Below are 25,985 nucleotides of genomic sequence, written 5' to 3'. Positions count from 1 at the left end.
GGCTGGCCAAGGGTGAATGGCGGCGAGCCGATCTGATCCTCCGGCTGCGCGCGGCTGCCCCGCGCGTGTTCGCCCGTGGCGCCCGACCGCGGCGAGGGATTCACGCTATAAGAACGGAAATGGCAACTCCTGTCCGAGAGGCCGACGGTACGGCGCAGCCCGGCGAGCGGCCCTCCCCGGGCGCTCGCGTCTTCATCGCGATGAGCGGCGGCGTCGACTCCGCGGTCGCCGCGGCGCGCCTCTGCGACGCTGGTTACGAGGTCGTCGGCGTGACGCTGCACCTCTGGGACTACCCCGACGACGGCAGCGTCAAGAGCCGCTGCTGCGCGCCCGAGGATCAGCACGACGCCCGCCGGGTCGCCGACCACCTCGGGATCCCGCACTACACCTTCGACCGCCGCGCCCTGTTCCGCGAGCACGTCGTCGATCCGTTCGTCGACGCCTACCTCGCGGGCGAGACGCCGAGCCCGTGCGTGGCCTGCAACCGCTCGGTCAAGCTCCGGGAGCTGTTCCCGCTGGCGGAGCGGCTGGGCGTCTCGTGGGTGGCGACGGGCCATTACGCGCGGGTCGTCGTGGAGGAGGGCGGCGCCCGGCTCTACCGCGGCCGCGATCGACACAAGGATCAGAGCTATTTCCTGCACATGCTCCGGTCGGACGAGCTGTCGCGGCTCCTCTTCCCGCTCGGCGACTCGACAAAGGAGGAAGTGCGCGCCGAGGCGATCGCCCGCGGGCTCCCGGGCGCCGAGAAGGGCGAGAGCCAGGAGCTCTGCTTCATCCCCTCCGGCCGCTACGCGCCCTTCGTGGCCGAGCGCGCGGCGGACAGGCTCCGGCCCGGCCCCATCGTCGATCGGGACGGCCGCGTGGTCGGGTCGCACGGCGGGGTGCACGGGTTCACGGTGGGCCAGCGCAAGGGCATCGGCGTCTCGCTCGGCCGCCCCGCGTTCGTCGTGGGCCTCGACGCGGGGTCCGGCGCGGTGCACCTCGGCGACGAGGGCGACCTCTACGCCGCGGGCGCCGAGATCACCGACGCCGTGTGGTGCGACGACGCGATCTTCCCCCTGGAGGCCGAGGTGCGGGTCCGCGCGCGGCACGAGGGGGCGCCCGGCGTCATCGAGCGGCGGCGCGACCCTGCGACGGGCGCGGAGAGCTTCGTGGCGCGGTTCGCCAGCCCGGTGCGCGCCGTCTCTCCCGGTCAGATGGCCGTGGTTTACCGGGGCGACCGCGTCCTCGGCGGCGGCCGCATCCAGGCCGCCCTTCGCGCGGGGGCGGCGTCGTGACGGCTCGCCTGCTCGTGCCCGTTGCCTGCGCTCTCTCGCTGGGGTGCTCGCTCGGGCAGGGGGACGGCGAGGTCTACAGCTCGCGGCTGCGGGCTGCGGGCTGCTGGGACGACAGCTACGACATGCGCCCCGACTTCTTCGCCGCGGTCCCCTACCGCTCCACGCTGCTGATCCGGGTGCAGCGGGGCAGCGATCTCCAGGAGGTCTCGGACGGCCTCGCGGTCCTGATCGATGACGTCGACCTCATCCGCGGGGACGATCAGGTGAACAAGCTCGACGTCGACCTGAGCGTCGGGCTCCCGCCCGGCGTCGAGCTGCCGGGCTCGCCTCCGCCGACGCCGAAGCCGGAGGGGCTCGCCCCGCTCGTTCACATGGCGCTTTACCTCCAGAGGTCGTGCCACAACCAGAACACCGTGCTCTACGCCGTCGATGGGACCATCAAGTTCCACGCGCTGTTCAGCGGCGATCCCAACGAGACGGCCGCGGTCGACAAGTACACGGACGCGACGTTCGACATCTGGGTCGGTGATCCTCGCGACGCCGGGCTCGGCCATCCAGCGGACGCCATCCCGCAGGAGCTCCTCTCGCGGGTCACCGGGAGTTTCCGGTTCTACTTCGAGCGAGGTCAACCTGGGCAACCGTTCCCCTGAGCCCGTCGCCACTCCGTCCTGGGTCTCTGGTGGCGTCCTACCTGTCGGGACAGGAACCTTCAGCACCCAGGTGGATTGAAGCTGACCATCTGCCAGGTCTCCCGGCCGAGACGACATGGCAAAGCGCCGCGAACTCGCGGTAAAGTAGTGACCGCTCATGCCCCAACCCCCGCCGCGACCCGCATCACGAATGGGCGGACCTCACAGCCCCGGGTCGACCCATTCATCGCCAGAAGCGCGCGCGAAGGAGTCCGAGAAGCAGCAGGGGACCTACTTCCTGGGTCGTTACCGCGTGGTCGACGAGATCGGGGTGGGCGGAATGGCGAGCGTTCACCTGGCCCGCATGGATGGTCCGGGCGGCTTCCAGAAATGGGTCGCGATCAAGCGGATCCACCCTCATCTGGTCGAGGACGATCAGTTCGTCGACATGTTCCTGGACGAGGCGCGCATCGCGGCTGGCATCAACCACGCCAATGTCGCGCAGGTCTTCGATCTCGGGAAGGACGACAACACCTACTGGATCGCCATGGAATATCTCCACGGCGAGCCGCTCCGGGAGGTGATGCGCCGCGCAGAGGAGCGCCGGCTGCGCCTCTCGCCTGAGCTCGCTGCGCGCATCTGCTCGGATGCAGCAGAGGGGCTCCACGCCGCCCACGAGCTGCGGGGAAAGAACGGCCAGCTGCTCGGCCTGGTGCACCGCGACGTGACCCCGCACAACCTGTTCCTCACCTACGACGGCTACACCAAGGTGGTGGATTTCGGGATCGCCAAGGTCGCCGATCGGCTGTCGTCCACCCGCGCGGGGACGCTGAAAGGCAAGTTGGCGTACATGTCTCCCGAGCAGGTGCGGGGCATCGAGGTCGATCGCACGACCGATGTGTTCGCGCTCGGGGTCGTCCTCTGGGAGCTCACGACGAACCAGCGTCTCTTCCGGATGGACACGGATCTCGACACCCTCGAGAAGGTGCAGGCCTGCGTGGTCCCGCCGCCGTCCACGATCGTGCCCGACTACCCCATCGAGCTGGAGAGCGTCGTCATGAAGGCGCTCGCCAAGCACAAGCAGGACCGCTTCCAGACGGCGCGCGAATTTTCACGGGCCTTGCAAAATTTCCTGATGAGGAGCGGGATCTTCGTCGGCTCCGAAGAGGTCGCGCACTTCGTGCAGCAGGTGTTTGTCGACCGCATCCAGAAGCGCGAGGCGCACCTCGCGTGGGCGGCGGAGGTGACGTCCACGATCAACGTCGAGCAGGTGCGGGGGCGAAGCTCGACCACGGCCACCGACAGCGTCGGGCTCCGCGGCCGCGGCCGGGAGCCTGAGCCGCACGAGCGCCTCACGCCGCCGCAGGTCTCGCGACAGAACGCCGCGCCGGCGAGCGGGATCGCACCGGTCGGGCGCACGCCGCAGCGGGACGCGGCCGGCCGGCAGATGGTGGCCACGTCGCTGATGGACGACGACGAGGATGTCCCGACGACGGTCGCGACGCGCGAGCACGCCGAGCCGGCGCGGTCGCTTCCGCACGGCGAGCGCCCGATGCTGCGCCCGGCGGCCGGCATGGTGCCGGAGCGGGCGCCAGCGCCGCCTTCTCAGCGCGGCGTCCGGTCTGCTCTTCCCACGGTGCGTCCCGGCGCGCCGCCCGGGTACGCGAGCCCACCGCGCACGCCCGGCGGCCACCCCATGGCTCCGCCTCCGCCGATCCCAACTCCACCGCTCGACCTCGACACGGACGATCGGATCACTCTCCCCAAGGGGAACCTCCTGGACAGCGATCTGGACGATTCGCTCGCGTCCACGATCGCGCTCCCGCAGCAGGTTCCGCCCCGGACCCCAGCTCAGGTCCCCCATGGCTCGAGCGATGCTTTGCGTTACCGGCAGGTGAGCAGGACCCCTGCCTTCGACGCGCCGCCGCAGGGGCAAGCGGCCGTCCCGTACGCGCTGCCGTTCAACGGCCAGGGTTATGCCCAGGTTCCTCCGCCTCTCGCCGGCCCGCCCGCACCGGCGTTCCCGCCGCCGGCATCGACGACCTCGGGGCAGGCCCAGCTGTTCGCGCCCACCGCGCCGGCGCAGCCTCCCCAGTCGCAGATCGAGACAGCGCTCTCCCTGCCGCGCCCCGATCCGGCGGCCATCTGGGCCGCCACGCAGGACGCGGTGTCCAAGGGAAATGGCAGGAACACGCTCGTGCTCGTCGCCGTCATCGCCCTCACCGCGCTGTGCGTCATCGGCATCGGCGCGCTGATCTACATGAAGACGATGACCGTGCAGCCCTCGCCCTCCAGGGGCGTCGATGCTGCGCCGCCCGCCTCGACCGGCGCGACCACCACCGGCCAGCCGCGTTCCGGTGCGTACGTGCGGTCCGCGGGGGACCGGCGCGAGCGCGCGCTCGCCCTCGTCGGCGAAGCTTCTCTCGTCCACCGCGACCCGACGGGCCCGCGGCGCGTTACGATGAAGGGATGAAGGCTGTTCAGCGCCGATCGAGCGGTGCCAGGGCGCGGCCCCGCGCCGGCGAGCGAGCTCAGGTGCGCATCGATGCGCTCGCCGCAGGCGGCGCGGGGGTCGGTCGGCTCGCGGGCGAGGTCGTCTTCGTTCCCGCGACGGCGCCGGGGGATCTCGTGGAGGTCGAGCTCGATCGGAGCGCGCGCCCGGCGAGGGGCAGGCTGCTCCGCGTGGTCGAGCCGAGCGCCGACCGCATCGCTCCGCCCTGCCGCTTCGCGGACGCCTGCGGCGGCTGCGACTGGATGCACGTCCGCGTCGAGGCGCAGCAGGCCGCGCACGAGCAGATCCTCCGGCAAGCGATCGCGCGGGCGACCTCGCTCACCGACGCCGATCTGCCGCCGATCCGTGTGCATCCCGCGCCCCAGCCGCTCGGCTACCGATCGCGCGCGCGGCTGTTTGCGCGCGCCGAGCGCGGCGAGGTGCGCGTGGGCTACCGCGCGCCGAGGACGCACGCCGTCGTGGCGATCGACCGCTGCCTTGTGCTCGTCGACGCGATCGCGCCGCTCGCCGGCGAGCTGCCCGGCGTCCTCCGCGGGGCCGAGGGGGAGGGCGATGTCCTCATCTCGCAGGGCGCCTCGGGCCGCCCGGTGGTCGAGATCCTGTGGCGCGGCCAGCTGCCGCCGGCCGTGTGGCAGCTGCTCGACGAGCGCACGGCCCGCGGCGCGTGGGCCGGCGCCCGCGTCACGCTGGACGGCGCGCGCGAGGCCGCGTCGTTCGGTGATCCGCGGCCGGCGATCGTGGGCGCCGACGGCCTGCCGTTGCTCCTCGCTCCGGGCGGCTTCGGGCAGCCGTCCGAGGAGGGCGGCGCCGTGCTCGCCCGCCGCGTCGCCGAGCTCGCTCACCTCGACTCGACCCGGCCGCCGCACGTCCTGGAGCTGTTCGCCGGGAGCGGGACGCTCTCGGCGCTCCTCGCGCGCGGCGCGCCGCGACCTTCCCCGGTCGCCGCGCCTGCCGACGCCTCCGCCCCGGGGGCTCCGGGGCTCGCGTCGTTCACGGCGGTGGAGCTCTCGCCCGACGCGGTCGCTTGCCTGCGTCAGAATCTCGCCGCCCGCGGCCTCGCTGGCCGGGCGATCGAGGCGGACGCCGATCAGGTCCCGATCCCGGCGCGCTCCGACGTCGTGGTGCTGGATCCTCCACGCGGCGGGGCGCCCGGCGCGGCGCGCGCGATCGCGGCCTCGGGCGCGCGCGTGGTCGTCTATGTCTCGTGCGACCCGGCCACCCTGGCGCGCGACCTCGGCGTCATCCTCCGCGGCGGCTTCGAGATCACGGACATCGAGGCGGTCGAGCTCTTCCCTCAGACGAGCCACATCGAATCGATCGTCCGCCTCACCCGCGCCCGCCGGTCGGCTCGCTGAGCTGCGTGGTCTCACGGGGCAGCTCGCCGCGCTGCGCGGCCCCGCCGGTCAGCCCGTCGCGCTGCAGGCAGCGCCGCCGAGCCCGGATCGAGGGCTGCGGAGCGGCCGCATGGCGCCTCCGCCCAGCGGCTTGCGCTACGCTGCGGGGATGATTCACCACCTCGACGAGCGCCTCCGCGACGAGGCGCGGCGCTATCGTCTCGTGTTCGCCTGCCCCGATTGCGCCTCGTTCGATCCGGCGGAGACCGAGCGCGGCGAGGGCGTCGCCGCGCCTCCTGAGCGCGCGCCGCGCTGCTCGCTCGGTTACCCGGTCGCGCCGCACGTGAGCCCGTCGCTCGACGACCGCGACGAGATCATCTTCTGCAAGGCGTTCGAGCTGCGATGAGCCCGTCCCCCGGACCTCCCCCGCCGCCCAGGCGGGGCCGGTCGCACCCCCCGTCGCTGATCCGCCTGGCCGAGCGGCTGATCCGGGACGAGCGGCTGCTCGCTCGCGGCGACGTGGTCCTCTGCGCCTGCTCTGGAGGCCCCGACTCGACGGCGCTGCTGCACGTCCTGGCGCTGCTCCGGCGGCGGATCGGCCACGAGGTCGTCGCGCACGGCGTCGACCACGGCCTGCGCCCGGCGGCCGCGGCCGAGCTCGCGATCGCGCGCGACCTGGCCGAGCGGCTCGGCGTCCCCTATGCCAGCACCCGTGTGGACGTGGCGCCCGGCGCGAATCTCCAGGCCAGGGCGCGTGCCGCCCGGTTCGCCGCGCTTGCGGCTGCCTCGGCGGCGCACGGCGCCCGCGCGATCGCGACCGGTCACACCGCGGACGACCGGGCCGAGACGGTGCTGTTGCGCCTGCTGCGAGGCGCGGGGCCGCGAGGGTTGGCCGTGCTGCCGCCGCGCGCTCCGCTCTGGCCTGACGCCGGCGCGGCGTGCAGCGGTGTGGAGCCGGGCTCGGCAGCCGGCGTCGAGCTCATCCGCCCATTGCTCCTCGCCCGCCGCGCCGACGTGCTGGCCCACCTCAGCCGACATCATCTGGCCTTCGCGGAGGATCCCAGCAACGGGGACCCCCGCTTCACCCGCGTTCGCGTTCGCCGCGAGCTCCTCCCGCTCCTCGAGGACCTGTCGCCGGCGATCGTCGAGCACCTCTGCGCGCTCTCGGACATGCTCGTTGCCAGCCGAGATCGGCCTTCCGGCGTGGAACCGGCCGTCCTCAACGGCAGCGAGCCGCTCTCGGTGCCGCTCGGCCGGGCGCAGCGGCTCGCGATCGAGCGGGCTCGCAAGCTCGGGCGGCCGCTGCGCGTCCGGGTTCGCGGTGGCGGAGAGATTGCCCTGGGCTTTCCAGAGGAGTCCAGCGTGCTTATCAAGGACAAGTCTGTACGTCGCGGGGCCTGACCGCATGCACCCCACCCGCGTCCCCCTGTCGAGTTCCCTTTTTCGCCGTGTCACCGCGGGGAAGACCCGCGGTCGAGCGGTCGACGACCGAGCTGACGGGTGGCATGCTGACTGGAACACGCGTACAATTTCGGTACACGCCGGCTCGCCGCGCGAGCTTAGAGGGTCCTCGTGAAGCAATCGCACAAGACGCTGCTGCTCTGGGTTCTGCTGATCATGATGTTCTTGGCGATCTGGCGGTTCTTGAGCCCGGATTCCCGGCCCGCCACGCAGGTCGCGTTCAGCGAGTTCATTGCCCAGGTCCAGGTCGAGGCCAAGGACCAGGAACCGCACGTCGAGTCGGTCACCATCAAGGACCGCGAGTACACCTTCTGGGTCAAGGACCCGAAGAGCGGGGCGAAGACGAAGAAGGTCACGATCGGCCCTGAGAACGCCGACCAGATCACGAAGACGATCGTCGACAACAAGGTCGCGGTGTTCTTCGAGAAGGAGGACGCCTCTCCGTTCTGGCCGGGGGCCATCATGTACCTCCTGCCGACGATCTTCCTGCTCGTGATGTTCTACCTGTTCATGCGCCAGCTCCAGGCCGGCGGCGGCAAGGCGATGAGCTTCGGCAAGTCGCGCGCCCGGCTGCTCAGCGAGGCGCAGAACAAGGTGACGTTCGCCGACGTCGCGGGCATCGACGAGGCGAAGGACGAGCTCGAGGAGATCATCGCGTTCCTCAAGGACCCGAAGAAGTTCCAGAAGCTCGGCGGCAGGATCCCGAAGGGCGTCCTGATGATGGGCCCCCCCGGGACGGGCAAGACGCTCCTCGCGCGCGCGATCGCCGGCGAGGCGGGGGTGCCGTTCTTCTCGATCTCCGGCTCGGATTTCGTCGAGATGTTCGTCGGCGTCGGCGCGAGCCGGGTGCGCGACCTGTTCGAGCAGGGCAAGAAGCACGCGCCGTGCATCATCTTCATCGATGAGATCGATGCGGTCGGCCGCCACCGCGGTGCGGGCCTCGGCGGCGGTCACGACGAGCGCGAGCAGACGCTGAACCAGCTGCTCGTCGAGATGGACGGCTTCGAGTCGAACGAGGGCGTGATCATCGTCGCCGCGACGAACCGCCCCGACGTCCTCGACCCTGCGATCCTGCGGCCTGGCCGCTTCGATCGGCGCATCGTCGTGAACCGCCCCGACGTGCGTGGCCGCGAGGGCATCCTCCGGGTCCACACGAAGAAGGTCCCGCTCGGCCCGGACGTCGACATGGAGATCCTGGCGCGCGGGACGCCCGGCTTCGTGGGCGCCGACATCGAGAACCTGGTCAACGAGGCGGCCCTCCTCGCGGCGCGTCAGGACAAGGACGTCGTCTCGATGGTCGACTTCGAGATGGCCAAGGACAAGGTGATGATGGGCGCCGAGCGCCGCAGCATGGTCATCAGCGACGAGGAGAAGCGGACCACGGCCTACCACGAGGCCGGGCACGCGCTGGTCGCGACGCTCCTGGAGAAGTTCTCGGATCCGGTCCACAAGGTGACGATCATCCCGCGCGGCCCGGCGCTCGGCCTCACGCAGCAGCTGCCGAAGGAGGACCGGCTCAGCATGTCGCGGGACTTCGCCAAGGCGCGGCTCTCGGTGCTGATGGGCGGCCGCGTCGCGGAGGAGATCATCTTCGGCCAGTTCACGACCGGCGCGGGCAACGACATCAAGCAGGCGTCGAACCTCGCGCGGCGCATGGTGACCGAGTTCGGCATGAGCGACGTCGTCGGGCCGATCTCGTACGGCTCGGACGAGGAGAGCGTGTTCCTCGGGCGCGATTTCACGAGCCGGCGCCGCGACTACTCGGAGACGATCGCCAACCAGATCGACGACGAGGTGCGGCGGTTCATCCTCGACGCCCACGCCGAGGCGCGGCAGCTCCTCACCGACAACCGCGAGATCCTCGAGCGGCTCGCGACGGCGCTCCTCGAGCGCGAGACGCTGGACGCCGAGGAGGTCGACGCCATCGTCTCCGGCCGCGAGCTGCCGCAGCGCCAGCGCGTCGTGATCCCGAGCTACAGCGATCGCGATCGCGCAGCCAAGGAGAAGCGCCGCGCGGCCAGCATCTTCGGCACCCCGAAGCCTGCCCCGAGCACCTGATCGCGAAGCGCGCGGGGGCCGCGCCCGGCCAACAGGGCGAGCCCCCGCACCGCCGCGGTGCCGCGGCACGGCACGGCGCAGCACCCGAGACGCCTCGAATTCCCCTCACCTCCGAACGGCGGCGCACGCGGCGCACTGACGCGCGCGGCCAAGCGTAGCCCTGGCTCGTCTCAGGGGCGCTCAGCACGGCGGTGCGCGCGGCCAAGCGTAGCTCTGGCTCGCCTCAGGGGGCGCTCAGGGTTGTCTGCAAGAACGCCCACTGCTGCAGGTCTGCCGGGCGGCCGTCGTCGTGCGCGCGGTTCGCCTTCCCGACGATCGCCTGGGCGCCGTCGCCGAAGATGAACAGGCCGTAGCCGAGCGCGAAGCGCAGCGACTCCCACGGCTGGAAGGCGAGCGAGACGTCGATCTCGTGGCCCAGCGTCCGGCTCTCGTTGTCAGCGGCGGCGCCGACTGGAAGGAGGCGCGCGGTCACCCACCTGCCCCCGGGCGAGGCGAGGCCGACGAACGTATACCCGGCGGCGACGGTCATCGCCTCGAGGGGAGAGGCGCGGACGCCTCCGCCCGCCTCGATCACGTTGGACCACGCGTAGAGCCCCATGGGGCCGTGGTTGTCCTGCGCGTCGGGCAGGATCGGATCGAAGCGGCGCTGCGTCTCGCCCTCCTCGAGCGCGCCGTCGTCGCCCGTCGCGTAGGCGCCGCGGGCGCTGAAGGTGAGGCGGGCGGGGAGGGAGGTCTCGAGCGCCGCCCGCGCGGCGGCCGCGAACGCGCCGAGCGGGCGATCGGCCCCGAAGGTGGCGACGCGGCCGAGCTGGTAGGCCCCTTCGAGCGCATAGCGGAAGCCCCGACGTTCGCCGGAGACGCGCGCGTCGAGGACCACGGTATCTCCGGGCGTGAGCCAGCTCGGCCGCGGCTCGCGGGCGATACGCGCGAGCGCCGTGGCCTCGAGGTGGAGCAGGGGAGCGACGCGCCAGATCGCGTTAAGGCCATAGAGCTGCGTCCCCGTCCCGGCGGAGATGGGCTTGCGCGTCCCGGCCACCTCGGGCGGAGCGCCGCCAGGCGCCGCGAGGAGCACGGCCATCGCCTCGAGGTCGACGTTGCCGAGCTGCACCCCTGCGCGCACGCCATCGAGCGAGCGCGCGGTGAGCGTCTCGTCGTCCGCCCCGATCAGGCGACCGTCGCCCCACGCGATCCGTTGCCGGCCCAGCCGGACGAAGGCGCGGCGTCCCGAGCGCGTGTGCAGGTCGACGTAAGCCTCGTAGGGCGCCGTCTCCGGGAGGGACGGCTCGCCCGCCCCGACGAAGATCGCGTCGTCGCTCCCCCAGAGCCGCGCGTCCTGCAGCGTGAGGACGCTCGTGACGGGCCCGTGATCGACGGCCAGACCGAGGCGCGCGCGCTGGGCGAAGAACCACTGGGTCTTGACGACGTTGCCGCTGTCGAGGAGCGGCGGCAGCGCGCCCCCGAAGCCCTCGGCGAGCACCGCGTTCGAGCTGTAGACGTCGCCGCCCGTGTCCACGGGGTACCGGCGGAACTCGCCGCGGAGCCGGAGCTTCACCGACGGGCGGAACGTGAACCCGCCGAGGGGCACGCCCTCCGACTGCGGCGGCGCCTGAGCCGCCGCAGTCCGGGGCGCGAGCGCGATCGCCAGGAGCGCCGATCCCAGAGCGATGGAGGCGAACGGCAGGGATCGGATCATCAGCGAGGAGGGCCGGAGCGCGGGGTCGTCGAACGGCAGATGCGCGGCCCGGCGCGCGGCGTTCAGGCGGGCCGCGCTCCTGGATCGCTCGCGGAGGATAGGCGTCCCGACGCTCGTCGGACAAGTGGGGAAGCAGCGCCGCTCCCGTCCGGCGGTGCCGGCGTCGGACAAACGCGAGCCGCCGCGCCGGCGGCGTCAGGGATCGAAATCGTCCTCGCCGTGCGGCGGCGGCGGCGGCGGCGGCGGCGGCTTCGGCGCGGCCCCTGCGCCGCTCCCGCGCTGCGGCGGCGCCTTGACGCTGCCGGCAGGCTGCCTCGACAGGGGTCGCCTCGCCGCGCCCCGCCGCGCCGGAGCGCCGCTCGCGCCGCCTGCATCGACCGCGAGCACCAGATCGAGCGCGAGCTTCGACGCCCTGCCGGCGTGCCGCTCGGCGGACGCGCCCGCCTCGGCGAGCACGCGCTCGGTCGCAGCGAGCTCGCGTTTCACATCGCGGCGCTGCGGATCGCCCGCCATGGCCTCGGCCGACTCGGCAGCCAGCGACGCCCGCTGCTTCTCGAGCTCCGCGGCGCGCCTCGACAGCTCACCGAGCTGCTTCGCCGCCGCGAGGGAGCTCTTCAAGGACGCCTCGAACGCCTCGATGACGCCCCTGTCGTCCGCGTCGGGCGAGCGCCCGCCCCGGGCGTTCACGAGCCGCGCTTCTGGCACGAGCTCGACGTGGAGCCGCACGCCCGACGCGCGGAGCTTCGCGGCGCGCGCGCGCGCCGCGTCGAGCATCGCATCGCCGGTCGACCTGCGATCGACCTCCAGCGCGCGCGCGAGCTCGGCCTGCGCCGCGTCCGCGAGCTCCTCGGCCTTCAGCGTCTCCTCGCGGAGCGCGCGCGCGGCCTCGAAGAACTCGTCGTAGGGCTGCTTGCCCGTGCGCAGGGCCCGACCCTGCTCGATCTGCGACGTCTGCGCGGCGCACGCGGTGATCATTGGCGCGTGCGCCGCGACGAGCAGCAGCGCCAGCGCCGCCGCCCGGAGTCGGCTCACGCCGTCCGAGGCCCTTGTCATCCACATTGGAGGATGACCCCCCAGAGCTCGTAGCTCGCGGCGGGCTTCGAGAGGAACACCACGCCCACGTAGCCCGATCGCGGCGAGACGCCGAGCACGCCCTGGCCGAAGTTCCCGGCGGGGGGCGAGAGCGCGATCGGATCTCCAATCGGGGAGAAGTTGGGCGCCAAGGTCTGCGCGCGCATGGCGCGGCTCCCTGGAGGGCCTTCGGTCCACACGAGAAGCCAGCGGCCATCGCTGAGCCCCGCGATGTCCGGCGCGAACGCGTCGCCGCCAGGGCCGCCGGAAGGGAGCGGGATCACCTGGGTCGACGCGGGGATATCGCCCGACGCGGCTTGCCCGGCGCGGATCTCCCATCGCCCGTCCATCGGCCGATCGGCGAAGACGACGGCGAGCGTGCGCTCGTTCCATCCGAGCGACGGCTTGCCGATCGCGCCTCCGGAGCCCGTCACGCGGGTGAGCTCGCCGGCGGGCCTGCGCTCGGCGTCGAGCCAGCCTGTCCACACGGCCTTCTCGCGGCGGAACGCGACGGCGTAACCGCGGGCCCCGGCCGCGAGGGCGCGCGGCGACTCGAGCGGCTCGTCGCCTTGCACCGGCCAGAGCCGGGAAGGCGTGGCGCCGGGGTCGTCGGCCGCCACCACGGCGCCGTCCGCCAGACCGACGACGAATGGCCGTGGCCCCGGGACGTTGACCGGGGAGCGGATGGCCTGCTGCGCTGACGTGAGGACGGTGAAGGCGTCCTCGACCGGCGAGATGCTCACGATGTCGGCGGCCTCTCGGTTCGAGAACCGCTCGCTCCGCTCGCCGGTCGCGGGATCGACCTCGAGGCCGACGGCCTCCATGGCGCTCTTGGCGTAGCCCACCAGGAGCTTGCCGCCCTTCGTCGCCGTGACCTCGAAGGGGATGCTCTTCGCAACGAGCGGCGCCCACTGCTGCGGCTGGCGTGCCACCCAGCAGGGCTTCAGCGGGACGGGGATCGCCGAGCGCGCGACGTCCTGCGCGGCGCCGAGCGCGGGGCGCGCCGTCGCGACCGGCGGCCGCCGTGGGGCTGCGACGGAGTGGCGCCCCGCGAAGAAGGCGGCGACGCTCATGAGCACCGCGGCCCCGCAGATGCCGAGGAGCGACGAGACCGGCACGGACACCGCCGTGGAGAAGCGCTTGCCATCGCCCCGCGCCAGCGTGCTCGACGAGCCCGCGAGGGGCGGCTGAGCGCGTTGCGCCGCGAGCGCGCGCGGATCGAGCGCGGGCGGGCCGCCGCTCGATCCCGGGACGGAGCTGCGATCGGAGCGCTGGCCCGGCGAGAGCGGCGCGTCGGCGGCTGCTGGACCGCGCTGCGAGCTCTGCAGCCCGGGCAGCAAGCCTGGCCATGAGCGCGCGGCCGGGCTCCCCTGCGGCGAGCCTGCGCCGACGCCGGCCGAAGGGATCGTCGCGTACTCGCGGCGCCCCATCGACGCATCGTCGGGCAGGGGGGAGCGCTTCGTCTCGCTGGGCACGGGCGCAGCGGAGTGCTCCTTGGCCTCGCGGTGCGGTACTGTCGTGGTGGAGGGCTCGGGGGCCTCGCTGTCGGCGCGGCTCGCGGAGGGATCCCGGCCGTCGTCGACCGACGTGCTCTCGGCGCTGCGGGGCAGGAGACCGTCGCCGGACGTCGCCGGGCTCGCAAGGCCTGCAAGGCGAGGTCCACTGGCCTCGAGCGCCGCGGTGGCGGCGGCGCTCGAGATGGGCGCTGCGTCGGCGGCGGCGATCGGGGGAGCCGGGGGCAACGGGAGCGCTACCGCCGGCTGCAAGGGCAGCGGCGGCGGTGCCACCGGCGTCGCGTGGGGAGCCTCCGCGGGAGGGCGCGGCGGCGGCGCGGGGAGCGAGCCGAGGCGCACGAGGGCGCTCGCGCCTGCCGCCGTCCGAGCCTGCGCTTCGGGCGTCTGCGCGCCCGAAGGCCTCCTCGCAGGAACCGCGGGGAACCGGACCGGCACGGGCGGCGGCGGCACGGTGCGTCCCGCCGCGGGCGCGGGCCGCTTCGTGCCCCGGCTGGAGCTCGACGGCGCGGGCGGCGTTGCCGAGAGAGGCTTGACGGCGCCCGGATCCGCGCTGCTGCGCGCATCGTTCTGCGGCGCAGCGCCGGCGGCCGCCGCATCGCGGCCGACAGGGAGGGGCGGGGGCCGGGGCGGTCTCGCCGCGCGCGGCGACGAGCCCGCGGCCCTCGGCGCTGCGCCCGGCCTGCTGGGCGCTGCCGCGCCCGGCGCGCGCTTCGGCGCCGCGGGCCCGTCGCCGTCCCTCGTCGCGCCGGCGCCGCCCGCGGCCACGTCTGCGTCGCCGGCCGGACGCTGACCGGACGACGTATCCTCGTGCTCCTCCGACGCTGAGGGGAGCTTCGGCGCGCGCGGGATAGCGGGCGCTCCCTCGTCGCCCGTCGAGGAACCGTCGTAGCGGGGCAGCTGCGTGATCGCGCGGGCGACCCCCGCGTCGAACGTTCCGCCCGCCGCTGGCACGACGATCGGAGCGCTCTGTCCGCTGGCCGGCGCGCTCGCCGGAACATCGACCCCCGTGAGCGTCCTCATGGACTCGCGCTTCCGCGGCGGCGGGGGCGGCGGCTGCGGGCGCGGGCGCGCCGTGGCTCGGCTCGGGTGCGCCGCCGGCCTCCGCTCGTTCGCGGACCTGTCCGGGGACGCTGGGCCGGTGCGCTGACCGGGGTGGGCGGGCGCCGGGTCCAGCTCCTCGACGAGCTCGAGCTCCAGCGTCGCGCTGCTGTCGCGAGCCGACTCCCCGGCGGGCGGCTCCTCGGGCGCAGCGGCGCCCGCCTCCGGCTTGCGGCGGAGCTGCGCGGCGTCGGCGAGCTCCGGCAGCCTGGAAGCCGGCGCCCACGCCTCCATACCCTGGCGCCACACGAGCGTGGAGCCCGGGATGACCCCGGCGGCCAGCGCGCTGCGCAGCTCGGCGGTGCTCACGAGCCGCTGGACGCCGCGCTCATCCGTCCATCGCCACGCGCTCAACGGCGGCCCCTCTTCCCCCTGCGAGAGCGCCTGAATTTCAGGACGTGATCCACGGCTCCGCGATCGTACCGCGCGTTCTTTGCAAAGAGATCTTCTTTCGTGCGCTCGCGCAACCGCGCGTTCGCTCCTGACGACGATCGGGCTGCCAGCCCATGAGCCCCTCCCACGCCCTCGTCGCCGCTGTCCGCTTCCTCGCCGCCGCCGCTGCGCGTGCGCTCAGCCCGCCGTCCTGCGCTGGCTGTGACGCGCTCATCGCAGATGCCGCGGTGTTTTGCTCGGACTGCGCGCGGACCGCCGTGCCCTACGCAGAGCGTCCGCCGCGAGAGGCGGCGGGCTCCAGCGCCGCCGCGGGCGCCGATCTCGTCGCGTTCGCTCCGTTTGGCGGGTCGCTCGCGGAGGGGATCCGGCGCTTCAAGTACGGAGATCGCCCGGATCTCGCGCGTCCGCTCGGTCGGTTGCTGCTCGGCGCGGCGCGTGAGGCGGGGATGAGCGTCGACCTCGTGGTCCCGGTGCCGCTGCATCCGCGCCGTCTGGCCGAGCGGGGGTACAACCAGGCGGCCTTGCTGGCCGCGCACGTCGCTGACGGACTTCCGGCGTCGCTGGCCCCGCGGGCCCTCTGCCGTGTCCGGTCCACCGCGCAGCAGGCGCAGCTCTCGCGCGATCTCCGCCTGCAGAACGTGGTGGGGGCATTCCGGGTCCGCGCGCCGGAGCGCGTCCAGCGCCGGAGCGTCGCGCTCGTGGATGACGTGGCCACGACCGGCGCCACGCTCGCGGCGTGCCGGGAAGCGCTCCTCGGCGCGGGGGCTGCTTCGGTCACCTATCTCGTCCTCGCCACCGCCGAGAGCGGCGCGGACGAGCTCAGAAGCTCGCCTCCGTCAGCGTCCCGCACTTGATGCGGACGCTCCTGCCCTCGGTGAGCCATCGCGTGCCGTCGGGCGTCGGTTCCCCGATCCGCACGAAGCGGCGCCCGCAGCGCACCTCGATGGGCTGATTGCTGGGCCCCACCGCCACGCCCAGCACGTACACGGTCGCGTTCTGGGAGGAGTTGAGCTTGAGGAAGCCGTAGCCGGGGCGTGGGATCGGCGGAGCGCTCGCTCCGGCCTCGACGGCCGGCTGCTGTGGAGGCGCCGGCGGCTCGGCGCTCGGCGGTGCTGGAGGCGCCGGCGGCTCGGCGCTCGGCGGTGCTGGAGGCGCCGGCGGCTCGGCGTCCGACGGCGGTGGTGCGGCCAGTGCCGCAGCGTCGGTCGTGCTCGCCGGGGGCGGGGCTGCCAGCTGCTCGGGAGCGTCCGCTTGCTTCGATGCTGCGGCGATGACGCGCGCAGGGCCGTCGCCCGCCGCCTTTGCCGGCAGAGCCTCTCGGCTGCGCGTCTCCAGCCTGGGCAGGCTCGTCTCGACCGCGTAGATCCCCAGCGCAAACACGACGGCTGCCGTCGTGAGCGCAACTCCGATGGTGCCGAGCGGCGAGATCGGCTTCGACGGGTGGTTCCCAGCCGACCGAGGTTGGGGCGCGTCCCCATCTGACCCAGGTTGGGGCACGTCCCCAGCCGACCCAGGTTGAGGCGCGTCCCCAGCCGACCCAGGTTGGGGCACGTCCCCAGCCGACCCAGGTTGGGGCACGTCCCCAGCCGACCCAGGTTGGGGCACGTCCTCAGCCGACCCAGGTTGGGATGCCTTCTCGGCCGAATCAGGTTGGGACGCGTCCGTCGAGAACATCGGCCGTCAGTCTAGCCGCATCGTCCGCTGCCGAACCGAACTCTCCCGCTCGGCGGCCCACCAGACGGCGCACTGGAGCGTTTCCTTCGGAGCCGCTCCGGAAAGCAAGCACGGACGCTGTTTGTGTGCTGGAATACATTCGTGTACGTCGTCGCACATCCACTGACGTGGATTCGCAGGGGGATGCCGCGCGGTCGTCGTGCGCTGGCCGCCGGGGTGCTCGACACCCTCGGGCTCCTGGATCGCTTCCTGTGGCTGCGCGCGAAGCTCCGGCTGCCCGTGCTCTCCGTGTTCACCTACCACCGCATCGCGGAGCTCTCCGACGTGGACGAGCTCGATCCGGGGGTCGCCGAGGTGAGCGCGCGCGAGTTCGAGGAGCAGCTCGCGGTCATCAAGGCGCACTGCACGGTGGTGTCGCTCCGGGACGTGCGGCTCTTCGCCAAGGGCCGGAAGCTCCCGCCGAACCCCGTCATGGTCGCGTTCGATGACGGCTACCGCGACAACCACGACGTCGCCTTGCCCATCCTCCAGCGCGCCGGCGTCGCGGCCACGTTCTTCATCGCCACCGAGTACCCTGACAGGGGACGCCTCTTCTGGTGGGACCGCGTCGCGCTCCTCATGCACCGGTGCCGGAGAGCGCGCGTCGAGATCGCCTACCCCACGAAGCTCGTGCTCGAGCCGCTCCGCGACCCGATCGCCGCGGCGACGCGCGTCTGCCAGACCTTCAAGCGCACGTCCGGCGTCGACATCGGGCGCCTGTGGGACGAGATCGAGCGCGCCACGGGGGTGTCGATCGATCTCGGCGAGGAGCGCGCGCTCGCGGCCAGGACGATCATGGACTGGAACCAGATCGCGGCGCTGCGGCGGGCGGGCATGGACGTGCAGTCGCACTCCCACAGCCACCGGGTCCTTCAGACCCTGTCGCCCGACGAGGCCACGCGCGACCTCGCGCGCTCCCGCCGCGTCCTCTCCGAGGCCCTGAACGAGGCGGTGCACGCGGTCGCCTACCCCGTCGGATACCGCCTGTGCGGCGCGTTCCATCGCGCCGTGAAGGAGGCCGGCTTCGAGATCGGCTTCACCAACAACTCCGGCCTTTGCATGCTCTCGTCCTTCGACCCCCTGAACTTCCCGCGCATCGCCATGGACCGCGGGCAGATCGGCGCCCTCTTCAAGCTCAAGCTGCTCATCGGCCAGCGGCCCGGCTCTCGGGCCGGCCGTTGATCGAGCCAAGCCCCCCGCGCCCCTCCGCCGCCGCGCTCCCCGCGTCCGCCGCCGCGCTCCCCGCGTCCGCCGCCGCGCTCCCCGAGCGCCCCCGCTCGCTCGTGGCTGCCTCGACCGGCGCGCGCGTGGCCTGAGCTGTGCACGTGCACCGTCGCTGGGCCGGTTCTGCACGCGCATGGCCTCGGTGGCCAGGAAGCTGCTTCGCAGCCTGTCCGACGAAGGAGGCTCTCGTGAAAGGCACAATCCGTGGTCGCAGCTCCCGCGCCGCCTTCTACCTGCTCGGCGCGGCCTCGCTGATCTCCGCAGCCCTCGCCTCGGGATGCGGTGGCTCACCGCCACCTGCGGCTTCCGCCAAGGCCCCCGCGCGGCCCGCGCCCGAGGCGCGCGACGGGCGGGGGGAGCGGAAGGCGACCGTCGAGCAGCGCGAGCAGCGCGAGGCCCAGCGCGCGTGGTGCGTGTACCTCGAGGAGCTCTACGAGCGGGCCACCGAGCAGGCGAAGGGCTGGCCGAAGTTCGAGCAATGCACCCAGATGACGACGATGGCCTCGCCGGCGATGCTCCGCGCCACCTCGGAGTGCTCGCTGGCAGCGCTGCGGCGGTTCGAGGGCGATCCCTTCACCGCCGCCTACGCGCAGGAGGTGAGCCGCTGCGGCTCCGAGGCGATGACGGCCACCACGCTCCCGCGCTCCGATCTCGCCCCGTTCATGGCCGTCCTCTGCGGCCGCCTCGCGGGGTGCGGAGACCTCGACTACGACACTTGCCGGCAGAGCCTGGAGGACGGGCTCGGCCCGCAGCTCGAGCGGGCGATCGGCGCGATGAACAGCCGCGGCCGCCAGGAGGTCCGCGCCTGCTTCGGCAAGCTCGCGTGCGGCGGCGAGTTCGGCCCCCAGATCTCCGCGTGCCTCGAGCCCATCATGGACGACCTGCTCTGGCTGCCGGGGTGAGCGCACGGCGCCGCGCTCGGGGCGGCAGCGCCGCGCGGCGCGGCGATCAGCCGGAGTCGCCCGGCAGGCGGCAGCGCGCGATCAGCGGGACGTGATCGGAGAGCCCGGCGAACGCGCCCTTGTGCCCGAACGGGTGCGTGCCCGCGAAGTCGATCCAGTCGAGGCGCTCGGACGAGTACACGTGGTCGAGGTGCATGCGCAGGTTCATGAAGCCGGCCGTCGGGAAGGCGCGCGCCTCGCGCTCGGAGAGGCAGCGGACCCTGGCGAACGCGTCCACGAAGCCGATCTCCTCGCGCAGGAAGCGATCGACCGGCGAGCCCGGCAGCGAGTTGAAGTCGCCGACCACGACGAAGTTGTCGGTCCGCTGCTCGCGGCGGACGAAGTCGGCGAGCACCCGCGCCTCCTCGAGCTGGTTCGGTCCGAACCCCATCCGCGCCTCGCCCGTCCAGAACTCCCTCGAGAACACGCTCGGCAGGCTGAGGTGGGTGTTGAACACATCGAAGCTCTGCCCGCTCTCGTGCTCGAACGATACGTGCGCGCAGATGCGCGTCTGCTTCAGGCTCTTGACCCTCCGCCGGTGGGTGATGTCGTGGGGGCGCTCTGCGTTGTGGTGTCCGATGCGGAACGTGTCGCGCGCGATCACCGCGAGCCCGGTCGTGTAGATGTTCGTCCGCGAGGTGAGCCTGTAGGTGTGCGCGGGGAAGTAGTAGGCGACGTAGCGCTCGGGCCGCTCTGCATGCGCCAGCGCCGCGTGCAGCTCGCTCATCAGGCGCTCGAGCTGCGTCTCCTCCGGGTGCCACCGCGGGTTCATCGTCGAGGAGCGCAGCGACTGCGTCTCCACCTCCTGGAGGCACACGAGATCGGGCAACGGGGACAGCCCCGCCAGCGTCGTCGCGATCCGGGTGATCGCGGCGCTGGTCGAGGCGATGCCCCGCGTGCCGTGCCCGAAGTAGCGGACGTTATAGGTGATGATCCTGAGCGGCGTGCCGCCGTCCACCGGCGCCTCGGCGCCGCGGCGAGCGCCGTGCACCGCAGCGCTCGCGGAGCGGCCGTCGGGCGCCGAGTCCTCGGGGATTGTGCCGTTCGAACCAGGTGGGAGGCGCCGCTCGGTCATGTATCCTCTCGCCCATGGGCAAGAACATCATCGTTTCCGAGGATACCATTCGTGACCTGCTGGAAGCGCATGCCTCCCTCTCCGCCTGGTACTATGAGCTTTGGTCGGCGCTGCGGGTCGCGAAGGCGTCGGCGACCGCCCCCGATGATGCGGCCCGTGCAGCGTTTGTCGAGCGGATGGCCACGAGCTTCCCCGAGGTCGCGTCGATCGCCCGTTCCATCCGGGTGCCGAGGATGTTCGTCCCACCTCCGCCCGCCGTGAGCATACCCCCTGTCGCGACAGGGGAGGGCGAAGGGACGGAGGAGGCCCCGACGGCGATCGAGCCCGCGCCCGCCCGGCTCCGCGAGCTCCACGGCCAACCACCCAAGAGCCAGCCGGGCGCGGGAGACACCGATGAGCCCGCTCCGGCGCCGTCGCAGCCCGCAATCGCTCCTCCACCGCTGGTGGTCCCGTCGACGGTGAAATACGACCCCTGACGTGGCTGACGTCGCTGACGTCGCTGACGTCGAGATTTCCTCGGCCTGACTTGCGCGCTCGAGCACGGCGCACCTCGCGTGTTCAGCTACATCGAGCCCGTCAGCGGGCCGAGCCGCCGAGGGGCTTGCGCCGCGCAAGGAGCTGCTCGGCCTCGGCGGCCCCTGTGCTGTCGAACGTCGGGTTCAGATCGAGCGCAGCCCGCACGAGCTGCTCGCCTTGCTTCACGTCGCCCAGGGCGATCCGGATCGCCCCCGCGTGGTAGAGCAGACGCGCGTCCCTGGTGCCGAGCGCCAGCGCTCTGTCGCTCGCCGCACGCGCTTCGGGCAGCTTGCCGGCGCGGTACAGCGCCCAGGCGAGGGTGTCCTCCGTGTAGACGTCCCCGCGGAGGGCGCGCTCCGCGGCGGCGAGCCGCAGGGCCTCGTCGGGATCGAGACCCTTTGTCGCGTAGTACAGCGCGAGCGTCCGGCGGTCCGACCTACGCCCCGCGTCGACCGCGCTGGCGTAGGCCTGCGCCGCGCCGGCGTGGTCGCCGGCTGCCGTCCTGGCGTCGCCGAGCAGCCACGCGATCTCCGCCTCCGGGCTCCGCCGGTGGGCCCGCTCGAGCAGCTCGACGGCGCGCCCAAAGGCGCCGCGGGCCAGCGCGACGCGCGCTCTGCCGGCGAGCGCCGGTGGATACGCGTCCTGCGCGGCGAGCGCCCGCTCGAAGCCCCGGTCCGCGGCCTCGTGGTCGCCCTCGTGCCAGAACATCGCGGCCGCCTGCGCCAGGGTCCACGCGAGCGCCTCGGGCTCGCGCGGATCGCCCGCGTCGATCGCGAGGCGCATGATCCGCTTCGCGCTCGCCACGTCGCCCTGGAGCCAGCGCAGGTGCGCGGCCCGCGCGTAGGACGGCAGGCCGGGCCGCTGGTCGACCATCCGCTGCGCCGCCGCGGCCGCCGCTTCGAAGTGGCCGAGCTCGAGCGCCGCGTCGCTGAGCGTCCCGAGCGCGCGCGCGTCGCCCTCATCGCGCGAGAGGATCCGCTCGGCGGCGTCGCGCGCCTCGGCGAACCGGCGATCGTGGAGCAGCACGAGGCCGAGCAGGTTGAGCGACGCGCGATCGCCGTCCGCCAGCGCGAGCGCGACCTCCGCGCACGCGTGAGCGCGGAGGTAGAGCGACGGATCGCTCGACGCGCGCGCCTTCCTGATCCACGCGTAGCCCAGCGCGCTCCAGAGATCCGCGCCCCCCGGCGCCTTCGTGAGCCGCCGCGAGAGCGCCTCGATCTCGCGATCGACGGCGCTCGCGCCCGCCGGGGCCGCGAGGGCGAGCCCGCGCGCCGCGTCGAGGCTCGAGGGCGCTGGCGCCGCGGCGGGGCGCTCGAGCGACGCCGGCGCCGCCGGGACGGCCTCGGCGCGCGATCGCTCGGTGCAACCGGGGCTTCCGCTCAGGGCAACGCAGGCGAAGAGGAGACCCGTTCGTCGCAGCATCGGAGCGCTGACCTCCTGGCGCGCTGGAGCTCCGCCCGGGGCGAGCCGCGCCTCTCGCCGGGGCGTCGCGACCTCGATCCGGTCGTGAAAGAGCTTGCCTCGCCGGTCTGCGCCGGCAAGCTCGCCGCTCCAGCGCATCGCTCGATCGAGAAGCAGCGCGCGGCGCGGAGGAGATCGCATTGCCTGTCTCGACGGATGGCGACCGCCTGCGACGGCGCTGCGCCGCGGCGCTGCTCCTGCAGCTCGTCGCCGCCTGCGCGCGCGCGCAGCGCAGCTCGCCGGACGCGGGTGCGACCGCCGCGTCCTCGCCGGACGCGGGTGCGACCGCCGCGCCCCCGCCGGACGCGGGTGCGACCGCCGCGCCCTCGCTGGACGCCGGCTCCTCGACGACGGCGCCGGCCGACACCCTGGCCGGCGACGAGATCGCCCCCGTCTATCCGAAGGCCGAGGGCGAGCCGGATCCGCTCGCGGCGCGGCTGTGCGAGGCGCTGCACGCGCTCCCCGCGCGGCGCAAGGCGGCGTGCTGCGGCGGCGGCGCGGGCTTCCACGCGGGCGCCGAGTGCGCGCGCGCGCTGAGCTTCGCGGCGCGCGCGAAGGCGGTGACGCTTTCGGCCGACGAGGTCAGCCGCTGCGTCGAGGCGATGGGGCGATCGCTCGAGGGGTGCGACTGGGTCTCTCCGCTCGCCGCCCCGGTCCCACCTGCTTGCGAGGGGATCGTGCGGGGGTCGCTCGGCGAGGGGGCGCGGTGCCGGTCGTCGCTCGAGTGCGCGGACGGGCTGCGCTGCGACGGCGCCGGGCCCACCGACGCGGGCATCTGCCGCGCCCCGCGCGCCGCGGGCCCCTGCGGCCTCTCCGTCGACGCGCTCGCCGCGGTCACCCGCCAGACGCGCTACGCCGAGTCGCACCCCGAGTGCCGCGGCCGCTGCGCCGGGCGCGCGTGCGCGGACGACGTCCCGCCCGGCGGCCGCTGCGAGGCGCACGCCGACTGCGGGCGGGGCCGTCGCTGCGTCGATGCGCGCTGCAGCGCGGCGCCGCTCCCTCCCGCCGGCGCCGCCTGCCTCGGCGGGCTCTGCGCGCCCGGCGCGCGCTGCGTGGACGGGCGCTGCGCCGCGCCCAGGGCCGAGGGCGCGGCCTGCGCGCGCGACGGCGAGTGCCGCGCCGCGTGCGTTCGACCGGGCGGGCGCGCGGGCGGCGCAGGCGGCGTGTGCGGGATGCGGTGCGCGGCGCCGTGACAGACGAGCGGCGTGCCGCGCTGGGCCGCGCCGGGCGGCTCAGGGCCGGAAATGGCCCTGGGTCGCGCCTTCCCAGGCCGTCGCGAGGTAGGGGAAGGCCTGCAGGAACCGCGCGTCGTTCGCCGCGACCCCGTCGCCCGCCGTCGCCCCGGGAGCGCCGGTCAGGAGGAGCGTGAACAGGGCGTCGGTGACGTCGGTCTGCTCATGGTCCGCGCCGGGGACCAGCGCGCGGCCGTTCGGAAAGCCCGACGGCATGCCCAGATCGATCCGGAGCACGTCGCCGACGGTCTCCAGACTGTGTCCCCCGAGGCTCGATGGCTTCAGGTTGAACCTGTCGATGAGATCGGTCCGGTTCTGCTTGAGCGCCTCCGGATCGAAGGCCGCGAGCGGCTGGCCGGCCCGGTAGAGGCCCGCGAACTCGGCGTCACGCACCAGGATCGGGTTCAGGAAGTACGCCCCGAAGTGGGCGAGGTCGTCGCGCGGGTGCGCGCGGTTGTACTTGTCCTTGTCCTGCAGGCCGATGATCCACGTGTTGACGAGCGGCAGGCCGACCCGCGACACCTGCACCCAGGGACCCAGGCCGTCCTCCTTGCCGTTCGCGCGCAGGATCCGCACCTTGCGTCGGCTCGCGGAGGCCCAGATGCCGAGCGTCTGCCGGTCGCTCGGCCCCCGCGTCGGCTCCGCTCCGCCGTTGGCCATCGCCAGCGGGATCTCGAGCGCGAGCGTGTGCACGTTGAAGCCGGCGAGGTTGTCGCGCGCGGTGCACGACGGGTTCGGCGCCGAGAGCAGCGGGCACAGCCCCGCGAGGTCGAACGCCCGGCCGAGATCCGCGTAGAAGCCGTCGTCGCGCGGCCCGGCCCAGGCGCGCCCCTCGCCGCCGGCCATCCGCTTGAGGAACTTCGAGGACGTCGCGAAGGCAGGGTAGCCGCCGCCGGTGATCTGATAGGCGAGCTCGTTCGTCCGCCTCCCGATGTTCGGCGGCGCGACCGGGGCGTCGGCGAGGAGGACCGTCGACGCCCCGCCCTCGATCTTCGTGATGGTGTACGTCTGCTCCGCGCCGGCGAGCTGCGCGAAGAACTCGTTGCCGCCGCTCGGCGCCGGCGTGAGCCCCGCCGGATCCTCCGCGCGGTACGGCGTGGTCGAGAACCGGAACTGGTAGGTCAGCGCGTCCTCTAGGCTCGACGGCCCGCGGGCGACGTGCACCTCGTAGAGCACGTCGTCCGAGAAGCCGTGGAAATTCGGCCCGCCGGCGGGCTCCTCGAGCGGGCTGTAGCTCGCGAGGATCACGAGGTTTCCGCCCTCCACCCACGCGTACAGATCGGTGTTGTCGGCGGCCGGATCCCCCGCGATCGCCGGCGCCTCGCGGTGGCTCGACGCTGTAGCAAGGCCGGGTGCGCTGAGCGCGACGCACGCCGCGAAGACGGCGGCGGCGCGCGACGGTCTCTGGATCATGCGTGCGGGTCCTCCCATCGCTCCTCTGCGGCTCATTGCCTGAGCAGGAACACCGAGCCCTGCTCCTGGGCCCTGTGATCGACGAACGCGAAGACGTCGGCGCCCTTCGCCCGGTGCAGCCCGCCGGGCTCGTCGTGGCTGGGGGCGCCGGTGGCCGTCGCCGAGCGCGCCCCGGACGCCACCTCGATCCGCACGACCTCGTCGGCGCCTCGGGCCACGTTGCGCGTGAGCACGAGCAGCGCCGCGTCGTCGCGCGTCAGCGCGAGGCCGCACGGATAGCCGACGTGGAGCCCGGTCGCGAACACGCTCACGAAGCCATCCTCGATCCTGAAGAGGGTCGCCGTCCTGTCGGGGCTCGCGAGGGTGTCGCAGACGAAGATGTCGCCCCCGCTGGCGACGGCGACGCCGCTGGGATCGACGAGCGGACTCCCGGTCGCGATCGCGGAGGCCTCGCCGCCGCCGGACGGCAGGGCGAACACGCCGGGCTGGCCCCCGTCGCGATCGCGCCCCGAGAAGACGATCCGCTCCTCGCTGTCCGCGCCGCGGACGACCTCCAGGCCGCGCGCACGCATCCCCTCGCCGCCGCGGACCGGCGTGACGGCGCCGCCGGGCAGGTCGATCGCGAACAGGGCGCCCGCGTCGTCGAGCGCCGCGCTGCCCGCGCCCGGATCGGCCACGAAGAGCCGGCCGCCGCCCGCGCTCGCCGCGATCCCGAGCGGCGCGACGAAGGGCGGTCCAGCCGCGATCTCGGTGGAGCCAGCGCCGCCGTGCGCGCTGGTCCTGAAGACGCCGGCCCTGCCGCCCGCGTCGATGCCCGTGAAGTACACGTACGCCGCGCCCGCGTCCGGCGTCGCGTCGAACGCCGTCGCCGGGGCAAGGGTCGAGATCGCATAGGGAGCATCGCCTCCTGCGCCGCCCCCACCGCCCGTACCGCTCGTACCGCTCGTACCGCTCGTCGTGTCCGCGCCCGCCGTCCCCGCGGCGGAGCCCGCGATGGTCCGTCCAGGCGCGTCCTCCGCGCGGCTGCAACCCGGGTGGCCCGCGGCGGCCGCAAGCGACGCGACCGCGCACAGCACACCGGCGCTTCGCCGGAAGTCCCCCCTGGCTTCCGTCATGCTTGCTCCTCCCCGGCAGCGTCGCTCGTGCGCCCGGCTCGCGCGAGCCGCACGGCGATCGCGCGGCGCCGAACGCGGCCGTTCTGCCACGGCCCTCCCGGATCGAGTAGGCCGCGGCCGCGCCACGCGCGACAAAGCCCCGCGCATCCTGCCTCTCGTGTCCGGGGTCGCCCGCCGGCGCTCAGGCCGGTGAGCAGCGCCGCGCGGGACGGCCGTACGGCGTTCCCCCGTCGACCCGCTGGCAGCCCCGTTTTA

Annotated in this window: 20 protein-coding genes; 12 read left to right on the top strand and 8 right to left on the bottom strand. The window is 73.7% G+C overall.

All coding sequences use genetic code 11. From position 1 onward, the window contains the following. Window positions 1–119: 119 nt before the first annotated feature. The 7 genes from mnmA (at window position 120) to ftsH (ending at window position 9,271) form a co-directional block, all read left to right on the top strand. Complete coding sequence (gene mnmA, locus WME75_RS37675) at window positions 120–1,277, top strand: tRNA 2-thiouridine(34) synthase MnmA (RefSeq protein WP_437481371.1); 1,158 nt, start codon at window positions 120–122, stop codon at window positions 1,275–1,277. Further along, on the top strand, window positions 1,274–1,927 hold the full coding sequence (locus WME75_RS37670; protein ID WP_437481369.1) for a hypothetical protein: 654 nt from the start codon (window positions 1,274–1,276) through the stop codon (window positions 1,925–1,927). Before mnmA ends, WME75_RS37670 begins: the two co-directional genes overlap by 4 nt. A gap of 190 nt (window positions 1,928–2,117) precedes the next feature. Next, window positions 2,118–4,379, top strand: a complete 2,262-nt coding sequence (locus WME75_RS37665; RefSeq protein ID WP_437481367.1) for a protein kinase domain-containing protein — start codon at window positions 2,118–2,120, stop codon at window positions 4,377–4,379. Then, window positions 4,376–5,773 (top strand): class I SAM-dependent RNA methyltransferase, encoded by a 1,398-nt coding sequence (locus tag WME75_RS37660; protein ID WP_437481365.1) that lies wholly within the window; start codon window positions 4,376–4,378, stop codon window positions 5,771–5,773. Before WME75_RS37665 ends, WME75_RS37660 begins: the two co-directional genes overlap by 4 nt. Window positions 5,774–5,921: 148 nt before the next feature. Beyond that, window positions 5,922–6,158: a hypothetical protein gene (locus WME75_RS37655; RefSeq protein ID WP_437481363.1), complete on the top strand. Its 237-nt coding sequence runs from the start codon at window positions 5,922–5,924 to the stop codon at window positions 6,156–6,158. Next, on the top strand, window positions 6,155–7,153 hold the full coding sequence (gene tilS / locus WME75_RS37650) for a tRNA lysidine(34) synthetase TilS (protein WP_437481361.1): 999 nt from the start codon (window positions 6,155–6,157) through the stop codon (window positions 7,151–7,153). Before WME75_RS37655 ends, tilS begins: the two co-directional genes overlap by 4 nt. Before the next feature lie 171 nt (window positions 7,154–7,324). Further along, window positions 7,325–9,271, top strand: coding sequence for an ATP-dependent zinc metalloprotease FtsH (ftsH, locus tag WME75_RS37645; protein WP_437481359.1), 1,947 nt, complete (start codon window positions 7,325–7,327; stop codon window positions 9,269–9,271). 223 nt (window positions 9,272–9,494) lie between these two features. Here ftsH and WME75_RS37640 read toward each other — a convergent pair whose 3' ends face one another. The 3 genes from WME75_RS37640 to WME75_RS37630 all read right to left on the bottom strand — a co-directional run bounded on the left by WME75_RS37640 (window position 9,495) and on the right by WME75_RS37630 (window position 15,001). After that, window positions 9,495–10,964, bottom strand: coding sequence for an alginate export family protein (locus WME75_RS37640; RefSeq protein ID WP_437481357.1), 1,470 nt, complete (start codon window positions 10,962–10,964; stop codon window positions 9,495–9,497). 195 nt (window positions 10,965–11,159) lie between these two features. Then, entirely contained in the window at window positions 11,160–12,017 is an 858-nt protein-coding gene (locus WME75_RS37635) for a hypothetical protein (RefSeq protein WP_437481356.1), read from the bottom strand. Further along, window positions 12,014–15,001 (bottom strand): GYF domain-containing protein, encoded by a 2,988-nt coding sequence (locus WME75_RS37630; protein WP_437481355.1) that lies wholly within the window; start codon window positions 14,999–15,001, stop codon window positions 12,014–12,016. Before WME75_RS37630 ends, WME75_RS37635 begins: the two co-directional genes overlap by 4 nt. Before the next feature lie 152 nt (window positions 15,002–15,153). Between WME75_RS37630 and WME75_RS37625 the strand changes: the two genes are divergently transcribed. Beyond that, entirely contained in the window at window positions 15,154–15,894 is a 741-nt protein-coding gene (locus WME75_RS37625; RefSeq protein ID WP_437481353.1) for a ComF family protein, read from the top strand. Here the strand turns inward: WME75_RS37625 and WME75_RS37620 are convergent. Further along, window positions 15,860–16,420 carry a hypothetical protein gene (locus tag WME75_RS37620; protein ID WP_437481351.1) on the bottom strand — a complete coding sequence of 187 codons (561 nt, stop codon included), beginning with the start codon at window positions 16,418–16,420 and terminating at the stop codon, window positions 15,860–15,862. The two genes, WME75_RS37625 and WME75_RS37620, sit on opposite strands and share 35 nt — an antisense overlap. A gap of 477 nt (window positions 16,421–16,897) precedes the next feature. Between WME75_RS37620 and WME75_RS37615 the strand changes: the two genes are divergently transcribed. After that, window positions 16,898–17,935 carry a polysaccharide deacetylase family protein gene (locus WME75_RS37615; RefSeq protein ID WP_437481349.1) on the top strand — a complete coding sequence of 346 codons (1,038 nt, stop codon included), beginning with the start codon at window positions 16,898–16,900 and terminating at the stop codon, window positions 17,933–17,935. Between the two features lie 230 nt (window positions 17,936–18,165). Beyond that, window positions 18,166–18,879 carry a hypothetical protein gene (locus WME75_RS37610; RefSeq protein ID WP_437481347.1) on the top strand — a complete coding sequence of 238 codons (714 nt, stop codon included), beginning with the start codon at window positions 18,166–18,168 and terminating at the stop codon, window positions 18,877–18,879. Window positions 18,880–18,925: 46 nt separating this feature from the next. Here WME75_RS37610 and WME75_RS37605 read toward each other — a convergent pair whose 3' ends face one another. After that, a complete protein-coding gene (locus tag WME75_RS37605) occupies window positions 18,926–19,993 on the bottom strand; it encodes an endonuclease/exonuclease/phosphatase family protein (protein ID WP_437481345.1) in 1,068 nt (355 codons plus the stop codon). Window positions 19,994–20,007: 14 nt separating this feature from the next. Here WME75_RS37605 and WME75_RS37600 point away from each other — a divergent pair, with 14 nt between their 5' ends. After that, window positions 20,008–20,469 (top strand): hypothetical protein, encoded by a 462-nt coding sequence (locus WME75_RS37600; protein ID WP_437481343.1) that lies wholly within the window; start codon window positions 20,008–20,010, stop codon window positions 20,467–20,469. Window positions 20,470–20,569: 100 nt separating this feature from the next. On the opposite strand, the gene WME75_RS37595 is transcribed toward WME75_RS37600, so the two are convergent. Then, window positions 20,570–21,931, bottom strand: a complete 1,362-nt coding sequence (locus WME75_RS37595; RefSeq protein WP_437481341.1) for a tetratricopeptide repeat protein — start codon at window positions 21,929–21,931, stop codon at window positions 20,570–20,572. 179 nt (window positions 21,932–22,110) lie between these two features. Between WME75_RS37595 and WME75_RS37590 the strand changes: the two genes are divergently transcribed. Beyond that, window positions 22,111–23,163, top strand: a complete 1,053-nt coding sequence (locus WME75_RS37590; RefSeq protein WP_437481340.1) for a hypothetical protein — start codon at window positions 22,111–22,113, stop codon at window positions 23,161–23,163. A gap of 39 nt (window positions 23,164–23,202) precedes the next feature. Here the strand turns inward: WME75_RS37590 and WME75_RS37585 are convergent, their stop codons facing one another. Beyond that, window positions 23,203–24,615, bottom strand: coding sequence for a DUF4331 domain-containing protein (locus WME75_RS37585; protein ID WP_437481338.1), 1,413 nt, complete (start codon window positions 24,613–24,615; stop codon window positions 23,203–23,205). A gap of 32 nt (window positions 24,616–24,647) precedes the next feature. Then, window positions 24,648–25,730: a hypothetical protein gene (locus tag WME75_RS37580; RefSeq protein WP_437481336.1), complete on the bottom strand. Its 1,083-nt coding sequence runs from the start codon at window positions 25,728–25,730 to the stop codon at window positions 24,648–24,650. Window positions 25,731–25,985: the final 255 nt, after the last annotated feature.

The organism is Sorangium sp. So ce1014 (genome assembly GCF_051521505.1).
Taxonomy (GTDB): domain Bacteria; phylum Myxococcota_A; class Polyangia; order Polyangiales; family Polyangiaceae; genus Sorangium.
Note: the sequence above shows the minus strand (reverse complement) of the source record. Positions and strands in the feature narration are given on the sequence as shown.